Genomic DNA, 14,111 nt, shown 5'->3' with positions numbered 1-14,111 from the left:
ACATGGATAAGAAGAGCAAAAATACACAAGAGAATTTACGGGTCGGCGTATTTATCTGCGATTGCGGATCCAATATCGCCGGGCATCTCGACTGCGCAGCCGTTACCGAGTATGCAGCAACTCTTCCAGGTGTTGTTTTTACCAAGGAAAATCTTTACACCTGCTCGGAGTCGGGAATAGTTGAAATTAAGAAAGCCATAACTGATAACAACCTCAACAGGGTTGTGGTGGCATCATGTTCCCCGCGAACCCATCATCCACTTTTTTCTTCCTCATGTGCGGAGGCCGGCTTAAACCCTTATCTCTTTGAGATGGTCAACATCCGGGATCAATGCTCATGGGTACATATGGGAAAGAGGGATATAGCTACGTCCAAAGCCAAAGATCTTGTTCGAATGGGCGTTGCCAAATCCACAGCCCTTGAACCTCAGGACGAGATTGAATCTTCTCTTATTCGAAAGATTCTTGTCATCGGCGGTGGTATAGCTGGTCTATCCGCTGCAGAAGCTCTCACAGGAATGGGTCTTGAAGTTATTCTCGTTGAAAAAGAAGAACAATTCGGCGGACTCATGAACGAATTGCATCTACTTGAGGACGGTAAATCTTCAGAAGATTATATCACCGATCTCGCAGGAAAAGTCGCTGCGACTCCCGGCATCACACCGTTAATCGGCTCTAAAGTTACCGATATCAATGGATACATTGGTAATTTCTCAGTGACAGTCGAGACTCCTAATGGACCGTTCAAGGAGACAGTTGGTTGTGTGGTAGTTGCCACCGGTGCTGTACCGCTGGTTGAGAAAGGCCTTCTTGGTCACAATGGTGACAATATAATCACCCAGTTTGAACTTGAGAAACGGCTGAAAGAAGGCACCTTCAAAGGTACTTCCGTGACTATGATTCAGTGTGCTGGAAGCCGTAACCAAGAGCGGGAATACTGCTCACGAATCTGTTGTCTTACAGCTGTCAAGAACGCCATGCACATCAAACGCCAGTTTCCTCTGGCTACTGTTAACGTGATTTACCGTGACATGCAGATGTATGGTGATGAAAAAGAACAGATGCTGTGGGATGCCCGAGGTATGGGTATACATTTTGATGTCTATGACGGAGCCACTACACCTGTTGTCGCTGACGGTACTGTGACATTTGATCAAGTGGTTCTCGGAACCAAAAAAGAAATCAAAAGCGACCTGGTCGTTCTTTCCACTCCACTTGTCGCAAGAGACGATGCACCTGATGTAGCTGGACTTATGCGGGTTCCAACAGATAAAAACGGATTTTTTCTTGAAGCACATGCCAAGCTGCGACCGCTCGATTTCGCCGCTGATGGTGTTTTTGTCTGCGGTAGTGCACGATACCCTGCAACATCTATTGAAGCACGAACACAAGGGTTTGGTGTCGCCTCCAGAGTGGGCGCAATCCTGTTCAAGGACAAATTAGTAAAGAGTGCTATCGTTGCGGAAATTCATGAAGAGACATGTGTCGGATGCATGGGTTGTCTCAATGTCTGTCCTTACGATGCTATTAGCTACAACAGCAAAACTAAAACCTGTGAAGTCAAGGACATTCTTTGTAAAGGATGTGGCAACTGTGCCTCAACCTGTCCGTCGCACAGCGCTATTTTACGAGGATATAAACCGGAACAGCTTCTCGCCCAGATAAGGGCTATGTAGGTGTTATCCGAAAACAGATGCTAGTGATCCACATAGTACGATGCACTAATCACCCATTAAAAAGGAATTAACTGATGAGTAACGACATTTTCGAACCGAAAATTGTATGCTTCCTGTGCACATGGTGAGCATACGCCGCTGCTGACCTGGCTGGGGTCAGTCGATTGCAGTACCCGGCAAATGTTCGTACTGTCCGGGTTATGTGCAGTGGAAGCGTGTCACCACACCATATACTCCTTGCTTTCCAAAAAGGGGTAGATGGAGTCTTTGTTGGTGGATGACACCTCGGCGAATGCAATTACCTGTATGGTAATTATTCCTCTAAGAAACGAGTAACTGTACTGAAGGAAATGCTCTCATTCAGCGGCATCGACGAACGTCGCCTGAAAGCAGGATGGGTTTCATCTGCGGAAGCACCTGAACTAGTCCACGAATTCAACACCTTCATTGACGAGTTGCGTGAAATAGGACCTTCACCCCTTAAAAAAGATTATCGAGGTGATGTGGTAGAGCCCATCGCGGCAGAGTGACGATATGATTGAAACTATTAAGAGTAAAGTCAAAGAGTTGCTGGAATCTGGAGAAATTAAAGGTTTCCTCGGTTTGGCTCACAAAAATGGCCACATTGCCCCTCATCTCTATCAGAATGTCGATGAACTGGACATGATGGTTCTCGGTGATAAGGACAAAGCCGGTGATGCGAGATATCCCTTAACTAAATATCTGACCAATATACATAAATCATATCCTGATGACACATTTGGCATTCTTGTTCGAGGATGCGATGACAGGGCACTGACGACATTGTATACCTGGAATCAGCTCAGCCCGGACAAGGTTTTGACAGTAGGATTAGCCTGTCCTCAGGAACTTGCAGACGCCTGTGAGTGCTCGCAGCCATTTCCGGCAGATATCACCGCAGGAGAAGCAGCTGAGGGACGTGAGAACACATCCGTTGCCGAAATTGATAATCTTATGCTTGCAGACAGATTTTCATTCTGGATGGATGAGTTCGTAAAATGTATCAAGTGTTACGGTTGCTCTAACGTCTGCCCTATGTGTTTCTGCAACGACTGCAGTCTCAAATGCGACGAACTTGTGAAAAACGGTCAACTCCCACCGGAGATTCCTGTTTTTCATCACACCAGAGCAATGCATATGGTTGGCAGATGTATCGACTGCGGCCTGTGCGAAGAGGCCTGTCCTTCCACTATCCCGCTCAGAACGCTGTACAAGAAAGTCAACAGCATCATGGACGAGAAGTTTGACTACAAGACGGGAATCCAGCGTGGACAGAGATCACCGCTCAATATGATTGATAAATAATTTCGGACAATACGCCATTTTTCCGGCTATAGGGTCCGAGTAATAGAATTTGAGTACAGAGACATAATGAGTAAGGAGCGACTATGGATTACAGGACAGTACTGACAACATGCACATACTGTGGCTGTGGCTGTAACTTTTTCCTGGAAGTGCTTGATGGTGATCCAATTGGCACTATTCCCTGCAAAACAAGCCCCGTGAATCAAGGCAAACTCTGCATTAAAGGCTGGAACGTGCACGAGTTTATCCGAAACAAGAGGAGACTTACCCAGCCTCTGATTCGTAAAAATGGAACCCTTGAAGAGGTTAGCTGGGACGAAGCCCTTGATTACACCGCATCAAAACTTAAAGAGATTAAGGAAACAAGCGGTCCCGACAGTATAGGATTTCTTACCTCAGCTAAAGTAACCAATGAGGAGAATTTCCTCCTGCAAAAATTCGCAAGGGCAGGTGTAGGAACTAACAATATCGACCACTGCGCCCGTCTCTGACACTCCTCAACTGTGGCAGGTCTTGCCGCATCTTTTGGTAGTGGAGCGATGACAAACTCAATGGACGAAATTGAGGATGCTGACTGTATCTTCATTATCGGTTCAAACACAAGTGTAGCTCATCCGCTGGTGGCCACCCGCATTTTCCGCGCTAAGAAAAACGGGGCCAAGGTTATAGTACTTGACCCACGGCAGGTTCACATTTCTGAAATTGCAGATATTTATGCCAGCCATAAAATGGGCACGGATGTCGCTCTGCTTAACGGTATCATGCACGTTATCCTTAAAAACGGCTGGCATGATCAGGCATATATTGACGATCAGACTGAAGAGTTCGAAGCCTGTAAAGCGGTTATCGAATCCTTTACCGAAGAAATGGCGTCAGAGATATGTGGTGTCGACGCCGACGTTATCCGCCAGATTGCTGAATCTTACGGAACGGCAGAGAAGGCCTCTATTATCTATTGTATGGGTATCACACAGCACACAACCGGTGTTGACAATGTGAAAACACTTGCCAACCTGGCAATGCTTACCGGAAACCTTGGTAAGGAATCGTGCGGTGTTAACCCTCTACGTGGACAAAACAATGTTCAGGGAGCCTGCGATATGGGTGGCCTTCCTAACGTGTTTACTGCCTATCAGCCTGTAACCAATCCTGCCGCCTGTGAAAAGTTTGCCAAGGCATGGAATGTCGATTCCATTTCCAATAAGGTTGGTCTTACCATTCCTGCAATGCTTGAAGGTCTTGAGGACGGTTCAGTGAAGTCGCTATACATCATGGGTGAGAATCCTGTTGTAAGTGACCCGGATGTCAACCATGTCAAGAAAGCTTTCGAAAAAGCTGACTTTATTGTGGTTCAGGACATATTCCTGACGGCAACCGCAGAGATGGCTGACGTCGTACTTCCCGGTGTTTCCTTTGCAGAAAAGGATGGCACATTTTCCAATACTGAGCGCCGTGTTACACGTGTTCGTAAAGCGGTTGAGCCTCGCGGAGAAGCACACCAGGACTGGCAGATAATTCAGGATCTATCAAGTCGTTTCGGCTATCCAATGAACTACGCAAACCCGGAAGAAGTCTTTAATGAGATCGCTTCGCTTACACCATCATACGGCGGTATCACCTACGAACGTCTGGAAGGTGAAGGATTGCAGTGGCCCTGCCCTACTCAGGATCACCCTGGCACCAGATTCCTGCACAAAGGCAAGATTGCCCGTGGCAAAGGATTGTTTCATGGAATCGATTTCAAGCCACCTGCAGAGGTTGTTGACGACGAATATCCTTTCTGGTTTTCAACAGGCAGAGTATTTGCGCACTACCATACCGGTACGATGACAAGAAATTCACCGACTCTTGATGCTGAGATAAAGGAAGGTTTTCTTGAAATCAGTCAGAACGATGCTGCACGACTTGAGATAAAAGAGGGTGATCTTGTCACAATCAGTTCACGTCGCGGAAGTGTCGATATTAAAGCGGAAATAACAAAACGAGTAGATGACGGCTCAGTGTTCATGCCTTTCCACTTTATTGAAAGTTGCGCGAATGTTCTCACCAATCCTGCTCATGATCCGATTTGTAAGATTCCGGAGCTTAAAGTTTGTGCGGTAAATATCCGGAAAGCAGCCTGATATAATGAGTCGTCCCCCTTCCACGGGGTTGACACTTTAAACCTGAAAGCCCCGTTAACCAGATAGTTTTAACTATATTGGTTAACGGGGCTTTCATTTTATATCCAGACAGTCTTTACAGCTTTGTATATCATTACAATTGCACCCCACCTGACCCCGATCGGGACGCTTCGCATAGGTATACTATAGCCAATCATCCCGCTTGAGGCCATCTGGAGCACTGCTAAAGAGTTACGGCCTGCAAAAAAGGGTACATATTAGGTCTTGACTGAATAATTACATTGGTTTTCAAATACGGTTCACATTGCTTTTAATGATCCATCAAATTCGGAGTCTAACGTTCATTGCTCACCACTTTTTTTATACATATTGAAAAAAAATTTAACTCTTGTGAAATTTATTTAATATATATTATAGATCAATTTAATTTATGTTGTTTTTCCAATTGCTACAGCACATTCGGCATACTCTTTTCGTCAGTGCACGACCCTTCAAGAGCCTGTACCGCCATCCAAAGGCTACCCCCATAAGACATTATCTAATCATTTGTTATTATGTGTATTTCTAGTGAAAAATGCCAATCCTCGCTTTAAGTCATGTCTAAGCAAAAGTCAATTCATCGGTTTGACATTCTCTTTGCGTCCATGTAGATTTGAAATACACACAACGTCGGTGGAATACGGGCTTAGAGTGAAAGCGCTTGATTTCATTCCTTGAAACAAGCGACGACAGGTCTCTCCAGCACTCCACGTGTAATGGAGGAGCAGTCCTTTGATATCACCCTACCTGTCCCCTACACTGCCCATGAGTACTGCTCTACTCTACAGCGTTTTCCTTCGACATCAGTCTGCTCACAATGCGTTATCCGTGCCTGCTTCCTGTTTTACGTAACAGCTGGTGCACTATGTCGTCATGATAAAGAACCTGCTCAATCATGACAGCCATTCGTGCATTACCGATTTGCGAATTCGCACTCTGCAATTCTGCATACAGGAGGCACCATGCAAGACGCTCAAGACAACAGTAAAGAACCCACTTCATCAACCTTCAATGTCATTGCCGAAGTTGACCCTCCAAAGGGCACGAATCTTGACTCGTTTGTCAGTTCAGTACAGCAACTGCGAGGCCGGGTAGACGCAGTTCAGGTTACTGACAGCGAGCACGCTATCATGAGGATGGCTCCCATCGCGCCCTGCCTTACCTTAAAAAACATTCATATTGACCCGATCATGGTCATTAATGGACGTGATCGTAACCGCATTTCATTCCAGGCTGATTTACTCGCCGCATCTTCTCTTGGTATCACGCATATCCTCATCAAACAGGGGCATGACCCTAAAGAAGGTGATCAACCAGTAACCCGCTCGAGTGAAGACCTTGATTTACCGACCATGATCAAGTCAGCAGCTGCCCTTAACAGGGGCCGCGACCTTGCCGGTGAAACACTCGACGGTGCCACAAACCTTATTGCGGGTGTAGCACTGGAGCTTTCGGATGATGCAGGTATTAACAGAAAACTTGCAGATTCGTTTGATTTCATGGCTGACCATGGCGTTAAATCTGTCACCCTTGGCCCTACTTACGATCTAAACATCATCGACACTTTCCAACCGGCAGCAGAGCGAACCGGGATAAAGCTATACAGCTCTATCATGTTTCTAAAATCTGTTGTTATGGTCAGGTACCTCAATAATCTTCCGGGAGTTCCCTCCATCCCTCAGGAATTTCTCAAAAAAATGATGAATGCTCCGGTAAAGAAAGATGCAGGTATGCAGATCGGTGCAGATTTGTTTCGTGATCTTGAAGGGATGTGTGACGGTACAGTCCTGCTTGCAATCGGTTTACGAGATCGTTTACCTGATTTCCTCGACATGATTGGTCGATAGGAGAGTTCTATGGCAACCCAAACGCCATTACATCCTTCTATCGAAAATAATACGGATCTGCAATCAGCACCGTATCTTTATCAGATTCTGGAAGAAACGCCCAACGGCGTTATGGTTGTTGATACTAACCATAGGGTAATTTACGCAAACCCTGCGGCAGGGTTATTTTTAGATGTTCCTTTTTCACAATTAACAGGCAGCAGTCTTAACTCAATTTTACATGGGAACAATCCGGAACTCATTGAACTCTTCGATAGTTTTTTTAAAAGCAGCCAGGGTAATCAGAAATCCCGTTTCAGAAAAGAGATCAGTATCGAAAAGGAAGGTTCAGAAAAACGAGTAATAGATGTTGTCTTTGTCTACCCGCCATCCAAACCTGACTACTACATTCTGTATCTCATAGATATTTCTCATCTCAAAATTCTTGAGCGCGAGTTACGCAGGCGCAATGTGTTTTTCCATAACCTCATTGATTCCTCAGTAGACGGCATTATTGCAGCCGATATGGAGGGGAACATCATCCTCTTTAATCAGGGTGCTCAGTCATTACTTGGATATTCTGAGGAAGAAACACTTTCAAACTTTCATGTGACCCAACTGTATAAAGAAGGTGTCGCCTATGAAGTAATTTCTCGTATGCGAAGCCATGAATATGGCGGGATGGGCAAGCTCAGACATCAGGAATTAGTTGTTACCCATAAAAACAGACAGGATATTCCGGTCAGGTTCTCAGGCGGGATAATCTATGATAACGGACAGGAAATAGCTACTTACGGTATTTTCACAGATCTCCGCGCCATGCATAAAATTGAGGAAGATCTGGAAAATACACATCAGATGCTGATGCAGTCAGAAAAAATGGCTGGTCTTGGCAGGCTTGCTGCCGGTGTAGCCCACGAGATAAATAATCCCATGTCCGGCATAATGCTCTACGCCAATATGGTACTGGAAGACCTTGGAGAAAATCACGAACTCCAGGATGATCTGAAAACCATTATACGCGAGGCAGAACGTTGTAAGGTCATTGTCGCTGATCTGCTCGAATTTTCGCATCAGACAAGTTACGAAATGGATCTGCTCAACCTCAATGACGTAGTTACCAAAACTCTTGGTGTCCTCAAAAACCAGCCGTCATTCCATAATATTAAAATTGAGCTGAAACTCGAGAAAAACCTGCGACCGGTATTCGGCAACGCCATCCGACTCAATCAGGTGGTAATGAATATCATGGTCAACAGCTCTCAGGCTATGCCGAATGGCGGAACACTCACCATCACCACACGAAACAGAGCCAGTAGCGGCATCGCAGAAATTGCTATTTCAGATACAGGCTCAGGTATCGAACCTGAACTGCGTGAGAAAATTTTTGATCCGTTTTTCACCACGAAAAAGCCCGGTGAAGGAACAGGACTCGGGCTGTCAGTCTCATACGCCATTGTCAAAGAGCATCAGGGTACCATTCGCGTTACAGAATCTTCGCCCTCAGGCACTACATTTGCTCTGAGATTTCCGGCTGTACAGGAAACCCCAACTGGAGAAACCCATGAAGAGCATGAATATTTCACCGGCTAAGGGAAACAGGAAGCTGCTGAAAAAACTAGAATCACGAAAAATCGATGTGCAGACCTGCTACCAGTGCGGTCGATGTTCTGGCGGTTGTCCTGTTGCCGATTATTTCGACCTGCAACCGATGGAGGTCGTTCGTCTTGCCAGCTATGGGATGGAACAGCAACTCCTCTCCAGCAGCACCATCTGGCTCTGCGCATCCTGCGATACCTGCGCCACCAGGTGCCCGAACGACATAGACATAACCGCTCTTATGGATGTACTGCGCGAGCTTGCTCTTCGAAAGAACATCAAACCTGCACAACCACGGGTTCCCGCCTTTCATCTCTCATTTATGGAATCGATCAAAAGATGGGGACGCACCTATGAAGTTGGCATGATTGGCGCATATAAAATTCGCTCGAAAGATTTTATGGGAGACATGAAGCTCGGTCTCAACATGTTCAGAAAAGGTAAACTGAACCTTCTCCCTCACTCAATAGAGGGTAAACCGGAAATACGCGAAATATTTGCGGGTAAAGGCAAGGAGTATGAACGATGAACATGGCATACTACCCCGGATGCTCGCTACAGGGTACAGCCCGGGATTACGATCAATCTATTAAGGAAATCTGTGAGAAGCTTGCAATCAACCTCAAGGAACTTCCTGACTGGAACTGTTGCGGTGCATCTTCGGCACATATGACCAACCATGAAATATCTATGCGACTGTCGATTCGCAACCTGCTGATGGTGAAAGATAACGACCTCGATATCCTGGTCCCTTGCGCCGCATGTTATCAGCGGTTAAAAGCTGCCGATAAGGCATTACGGCAAGATCCTCATTTCTGGGATGTCGACTCGTATGCTCCCGAGTATGAAATCATCCATATAAGCAGTTTTTTCTCCCGTTTGGATATCCTTGAGATGCTTGAAAAGCATATGGTGCATCCAATCGATAATATGAAAGTTGCCTGTTACTACGGCTGCCTTTCATTACGCCCACCCCATGTGACGGATAGCAAAAATCACGAAATGCCAACCACTCTTGAACAGATCACTCTGGCCACCGGGGCTCAACCTGTCTCATGGTCTCATAGAACCGAGTGCTGTTCAGGAAGTCTGACTATGACTCGTCCTGACATTGCTGTAAAACTTGTCGGTAATATCGTTGAAGCCGCACAACGAGGTGGTGCAACTGCAATGGTAACAGATTGCCCCATGTGTCAGGCCAATGTCGAAAGCAGGCAACTCGATATAAACCCGGCAGGACCTCTTCTGCCTGTCTATTACATAACAGAACTTATCAACGCGGCTTTAAGCGGGACCTATCCAGAAAAACAGCAAAAAGTACATCTTGTGCCGGCCGATGTTCTGAAAAAGCATCTGGCTCAGGCTGACACCAGAAGGGAGGATTTATCATGACTTCTAATCTCGTCCCTCCATCAACGCCCAAAAACAAACCCACCGGAGCAATCATGGTTATCGGTGGCGGTATAAGCGGTATGCAATCGGCATTGGATCTGGCGAACAGTGGCTTCAAAGTCTATATGGTTGAGAAGTCTCCGGCGATCGGCGGCAAGATGGCGCAACTCGATAAAACCTTTCCCACTAACGACTGCTCGATGTGCATTGTATCGCCAAAACTTGTCGAAGTCGGCAGACATAAAAACATCGAACTGTTCACCCACAGTGAACTTACCGGCATTACAGGTGAACAGGGAAATTTCACTGCGACAGTGACCAGCCGTGCACGATATGTCGATATCGATAAATGCACCGGTTGCGGATTATGTGAGCACACCTGCCCTGTCACCTATCAATCTGAATTCCCGGATGTACTCAATACCGAAAACACAGCAGATGCTGGAGGAAAAAAGAAACCGTTACGTGCCAAAGAAAAACGCATTATTTCAGGTTCGCGTCCGCCTGAAGCATCCTCCCCACATGCATGGACCTTTAGCATCAATGAAGACAAATGCGGTAAATGTGGTCTCTGCAAAAAGGCATGCCTGCAAGATGCTGTAAGCTGGGCCAAAGGCGAAACCGCGACTATAAATCAGGAAAGCTGTACCGCCTGTGGAGCATGCTTTACATCGTGTCCGGCTAAGTTTGGTGCGGTCGAAATTAGTAATGCCCCTGAACTTGAGAAAAGTCTCGGTGCAGCTATCATTGCCAGATCTCAAGAGATCAGCAAGGAGCAGGATGAAATAGCTCTCGAAAAATGTATTCGCTGCGGCCTCTGCTCCATGATGTGCAAAGAGGTGATGGGAATCAACGCCCTGAAACTCCATGAGCAGGGTATTGAAGCCGGCATTGATATTTGTCAGATGTGCGGTGCCTGTATCTCGGTTTGTCCTGTTGACTTTCTCTCTATGGATCAGTTAACCAAACGCACACCGAAACCTTTACTTGATGATTTTAATGAGCGGCTCAATCGAAGAAAACCTGTAAATATCCATTACCCCCAGGCTGTCCCTCGCGTTCCGGTAATTGATGCACAAAGCTGCGTAAACCTTAACACAGGTAATTGCGGAATATGTCAATCAATATGCGGCGTTGGCGCCATTAATTATCAGGATATCCTCACAGAAAAATCCATCGATATCGGTTCAGTTATTTTCTCGCCCGGCTTTGAAGTTTCCGACCCGAGTATCAGAAGCGAGTTCGGTTACGGCATCTATAAAAATGTTGTCACCTCAATTGAATTTGAACGTTTACTCTCTGCATCCGGCCCAACGTCGGGAACAGTAACCAGACCAAGTGATGGAAGTCATCCTAAAAAGATAGCATGGATTCAATGCGTAGGTTCACGTGACAGCAGTTGCAATCGCGAATATTGCTCATCAGTGTGCTGTATGTATGCCACTAAAGAAGCGTACATTGCCAGAGAGCACGATAAGTCCATCGAGCCGACAATCTTCTACATAGACATGCGCTCATTTGGCAAAAATTTCGACGAATATATTGAACGTGCAAAGCAGAATAATGTGAAATATGTCCGTGCAATGGTAAGCCGTCTTTTTGAAGATCCGCAAAACAAAAATCTTGAGATCCGTTATACCGATGAGTCAGGCCAGAGAAAAGCTGAAATGTTCGATATGGTCGTCTTGTCAGTGGGAATCCAGATTGAGGAGTCAAGCAAACAACTTGCCAACCTCATGCAGATTGAAATGGATGACTATGGCTTTGCCGTCACCGAATCGTTCAGTCCGCTTGTAACAACCCGCCCAGGTATTTTCGTTAGCGGCGCATTTAACGGTCCTAAAGATATTCCGGAAACCGTCAGCGAAGCTTCAGGGGCAGCCCAGGCAGCTTCCGCAACTCTTTCAATGTCGCGGGGGAGTCTCATTACAGAAGAAACATTACCGGATGAACGAGTACTTGCAGAAGGCGAGGAACTCCGGATCGGTGTATTCGTCTGCCATTGCGGCACTAATATAGCCTCTGTCGTAAATGTTAATGAGGTCATGGAATATGCACGAACCTTACCCGGTGTTGTCTATGTTGATAAACCGCTATACACATGCTCCCAGGATTCGCAGGAGCAGATGCGAAGCATCATCGAAGAGCATCAGCTCAACCGCATTGTAGTTTCAGCTTGCTCTCCTACTACCCACGAACCACTCTTTATGTCCACCATGCGGGCGGCCGGATTAAACAAATACTATTTTGATATGGCCAATATCCGTGATCAGTGCAGCTGGGTACACCCAATGGCACCTGACCTTGCCACGGAGAAAGCTAAACGCCTTACCAAGATGGCCGTTGCCAACGCTTCACAGGCCGAACCATTATATGAAATGGAATTTTCAGTCGATAACCGACTCCTCGTTATTGGTGGTGGGGTTGCAGGGATGACAGCAGCACTGGAAGCTTCGGCCCAGGGATGCAACGTTTATCTGCTTGAAAAAGAGCCTATGCTTGGTGGTCAGCTTAACCGACTTCGCCAGACAACGGATTTTAGAGATATCCAGAATTACCTTGGCACGCTTGTCCAGCAAGTTGAACAGGATGAAAAAATCCAGGTTTACACCAGCTCAGTTGTCGTCGAGCACTCAGGTTTTGTCGGTGCTTTCGAGACCGAAATCATCACCCCGTCGGGCTCTCAGCGAACACTGAAACACGGAGCAATCCTCCTGACAACCGGAACCACCGAAAACCGCCCAAAACTCTACGGTCTCGGTGAACAGGTCAATGTTATAACCCAAACCGACTTTGAACGTCTTATATCAGAAGGCACTGAAGTTACGAGTCAATATAAAAATATCGTGATGATTCAGTGCGCAGGTTCACGAGATGAAAATGAGCAGAATTATTGCTCGAGAGTTTGCTGTAACCAGGCCGTTAAAAACAGCCTGAGCTTCAAAGCTATGCATCCTGATAGTCGTATAGATGTTTTGTATCGCGATATGCGAACCTATGGACTAGGTGAGTTAAGCTATCGAAAAGCACGTGAACAGGGAGTAAATTTCATTCGCTACGAACCTGAACAGAACGCACCTATTTGCGAACATCAGGGCAATAGCATACATATCTCAATTTTTGATCCATCAATACGAATGCAGGTAGATCTGCAGCCGGACCTTCTGGTGTTATCGACCGGTATTAAGCCAAACGATACCGATGAGCTGGCGTCGATGCTTCGCTGTACCCGTAATGCCAACGGCTTTTTCATAGAGGCTCACGCCAAACTACGACCTGTCGACCTTCCTTCTGAAGGGCTGTTTATGGCAGGCACTGCCCACGGCCCTAAGAACATTCCGGAATCAATATCACAGGCTCAGGCCGCTGTTTCCCGCGCTCTGACAATTCTTTCTCAAGATAAACTTACATTATCCGCAGTTGTCAGCAGAGTGGAACCAGAAAACTGTGCAGTCTGCCTCACCTGCGTCAGAGCATGTCCTTACGGAGTACCGGTAATTACAGAAGACCATACTGCTGAAATCAACCCGGCACTCTGCCAGGGGTGTGGAATTTGCGTTGCAGAGTGTCCCGCAAAAACAATATATCTCGGCCGCTACAATGACCAGAACATGTTTGCCAAGGTACGGCCGGATAAACTGGAAGCTTCACAAAAAACTGCCGAGGAGGAAGTAGCATGATAAGCGCGAAAGAGAAAAATATCGTCGCCTTCGCCTGTCGCCATTGAGCGTACTCAGCTGCGGACCTGGCAGGTTCGGAACGAAGGCAATACCCGCCATCCATCTCAATCGTCATGCTTCCCTGCACAGGCAGGATTGAAGAAGCACTGGTGTTACAGGCATTTGAGGGCGGAGCTGATGGCGTAATGGTAGTCGGCTGTCTTGAAGGTGATTGCCACTATATATCCGGCAACCTGCGTGCACGCGCACGGGTTGAGCGGGTAGCCCAGATACTTGAAGATACAGGTCTTGGCCGGGAGCGTGTACGGATGTACAACCTGAGCGCCGGTGAAGGCGCTAAATTTGCCGCATACGCTAACGAGTTTTCAGCGCACATTGAAGATCTCGGCCAAAGCCCGGTTAACATAGCCCGAAATAACCTTACCAAGCCGGTATTAGAGGAGGCATAAC

At 46.6% G+C, this 14,111-nt stretch carries 10 protein-coding genes; all 10 read left to right on the top strand.

All coding sequences use genetic code 11. The annotated features are described in order from the left end of the window. Positions 1-2: 2 nt before the first annotated feature. The 10 genes from FCL46_RS08505 to FCL46_RS08455 all read left to right on the top strand — a co-directional run bounded on the left by FCL46_RS08505 (position 3) and on the right by FCL46_RS08455 (position 14,110). A complete protein-coding gene (locus FCL46_RS08505) occupies positions 3-1,676 on the top strand; it encodes a CoB--CoM heterodisulfide reductase iron-sulfur subunit A family protein (RefSeq protein ID WP_217909589.1) in 1,674 nt (557 codons plus the stop codon). A 74-nt stretch (positions 1,677-1,750) separates the two neighbouring features. Continuing rightward, entirely contained in the window at positions 1,751-2,206 is a 456-nt protein-coding gene (locus FCL46_RS28175; RefSeq protein ID WP_267313722.1) for a hydrogenase iron-sulfur subunit, read from the top strand. 4 nt (positions 2,207-2,210) lie between these two features. Next, positions 2,211-3,002, top strand: coding sequence for a 4Fe-4S ferredoxin (locus FCL46_RS08490; RefSeq protein WP_136807357.1), 792 nt, complete (start codon positions 2,211-2,213; stop codon positions 3,000-3,002). A gap of 83 nt (positions 3,003-3,085) precedes the next feature. Beyond that, on the top strand, positions 3,086-5,125 hold the full coding sequence (gene fdhF, locus FCL46_RS08485; protein WP_136807355.1) for a formate dehydrogenase subunit alpha: 2,040 nt from the start codon (positions 3,086-3,088) through the stop codon (positions 5,123-5,125). 1,001 nt (positions 5,126-6,126) lie between these two features. Beyond that, the gene (locus FCL46_RS08480) at positions 6,127-7,011 is read left to right on the top strand and encodes a methylenetetrahydrofolate reductase (protein ID WP_136807353.1); all 885 of its coding nucleotides are present in this window, start codon (positions 6,127-6,129) and stop codon (positions 7,009-7,011) included. Positions 7,012-7,020: 9 nt separating this feature from the next. Continuing rightward, a complete protein-coding gene (locus FCL46_RS08475; RefSeq protein WP_136807351.1) occupies positions 7,021-8,583 on the top strand; it encodes an ATP-binding protein in 1,563 nt (520 codons plus the stop codon). Continuing rightward, positions 8,555-9,118: a 4Fe-4S dicluster domain-containing protein gene (locus tag FCL46_RS08470; RefSeq protein ID WP_136807349.1), complete on the top strand. Its 564-nt coding sequence runs from the start codon at positions 8,555-8,557 to the stop codon at positions 9,116-9,118. Before FCL46_RS08475 ends, FCL46_RS08470 begins: the two co-directional genes overlap by 29 nt. After that, entirely contained in the window at positions 9,115-9,981 is an 867-nt protein-coding gene (locus FCL46_RS08465) for a CoB--CoM heterodisulfide reductase iron-sulfur subunit B family protein (RefSeq protein WP_136807347.1), read from the top strand. The genes FCL46_RS08470 and FCL46_RS08465 overlap by 4 nt, the downstream gene beginning before the upstream one ends. Next, positions 9,978-13,661 carry a 4Fe-4S binding protein gene (locus FCL46_RS08460; RefSeq protein WP_136807346.1) on the top strand — a complete coding sequence of 1,228 codons (3,684 nt, stop codon included), beginning with the start codon at positions 9,978-9,980 and terminating at the stop codon, positions 13,659-13,661. Before FCL46_RS08465 ends, FCL46_RS08460 begins: the two co-directional genes overlap by 4 nt. Further along, complete coding sequence (locus tag FCL46_RS08455; protein WP_136807344.1) at positions 13,658-14,110, top strand: hydrogenase iron-sulfur subunit; 453 nt, start codon at positions 13,658-13,660, stop codon at positions 14,108-14,110. Before FCL46_RS08460 ends, FCL46_RS08455 begins: the two co-directional genes overlap by 4 nt. Position 14,111 lies beyond the last annotated feature (1 nt).

Origin of the sequence: Desulfosediminicola flagellatus (genome assembly GCF_005116655.2) — a bacterium.
Taxonomy (GTDB): Bacteria; Desulfobacterota; Desulfobulbia; order Desulfobulbales; family Desulfocapsaceae; genus Desulfopila; species Desulfopila flagellata.
Note: the sequence above shows the minus strand (reverse complement) of the source record. Positions and strands in the feature narration are given on the sequence as shown.

Excerpts from the sequence above, each read along its gene's own strand:
- FCL46_RS08465 (WP_136807347.1), top strand. The coding sequence starts at position 9,115 with ATGAACATGGCATACTACCCCGGATGCTCGCTACAGGGTACAGCCCGG.
- FCL46_RS08475 (WP_136807351.1), top strand. The coding sequence starts at position 7,021 with ATGGCAACCCAAACGCCATTACATCCTTCTATCGAAAATAATACGGAT.
- FCL46_RS08480 (WP_136807353.1), top strand. The coding sequence starts at position 6,127 with ATGCAAGACGCTCAAGACAACAGTAAAGAACCCACTTCATCAACCTTC.
- FCL46_RS08460 (WP_136807346.1), top strand. The coding sequence starts at position 9,978 with ATGACTTCTAATCTCGTCCCTCCATCAACGCCCAAAAACAAACCCACC.
- FCL46_RS08505 (WP_217909589.1), top strand. The coding sequence starts at position 3 with ATGGATAAGAAGAGCAAAAATACACAAGAGAATTTACGGGTCGGCGTA.
- FCL46_RS08470 (WP_136807349.1), top strand. The coding sequence starts at position 8,555 with ATGAAGAGCATGAATATTTCACCGGCTAAGGGAAACAGGAAGCTGCTG.
- FCL46_RS08490 (WP_136807357.1), top strand. The coding sequence starts at position 2,211 with ATGATTGAAACTATTAAGAGTAAAGTCAAAGAGTTGCTGGAATCTGGA.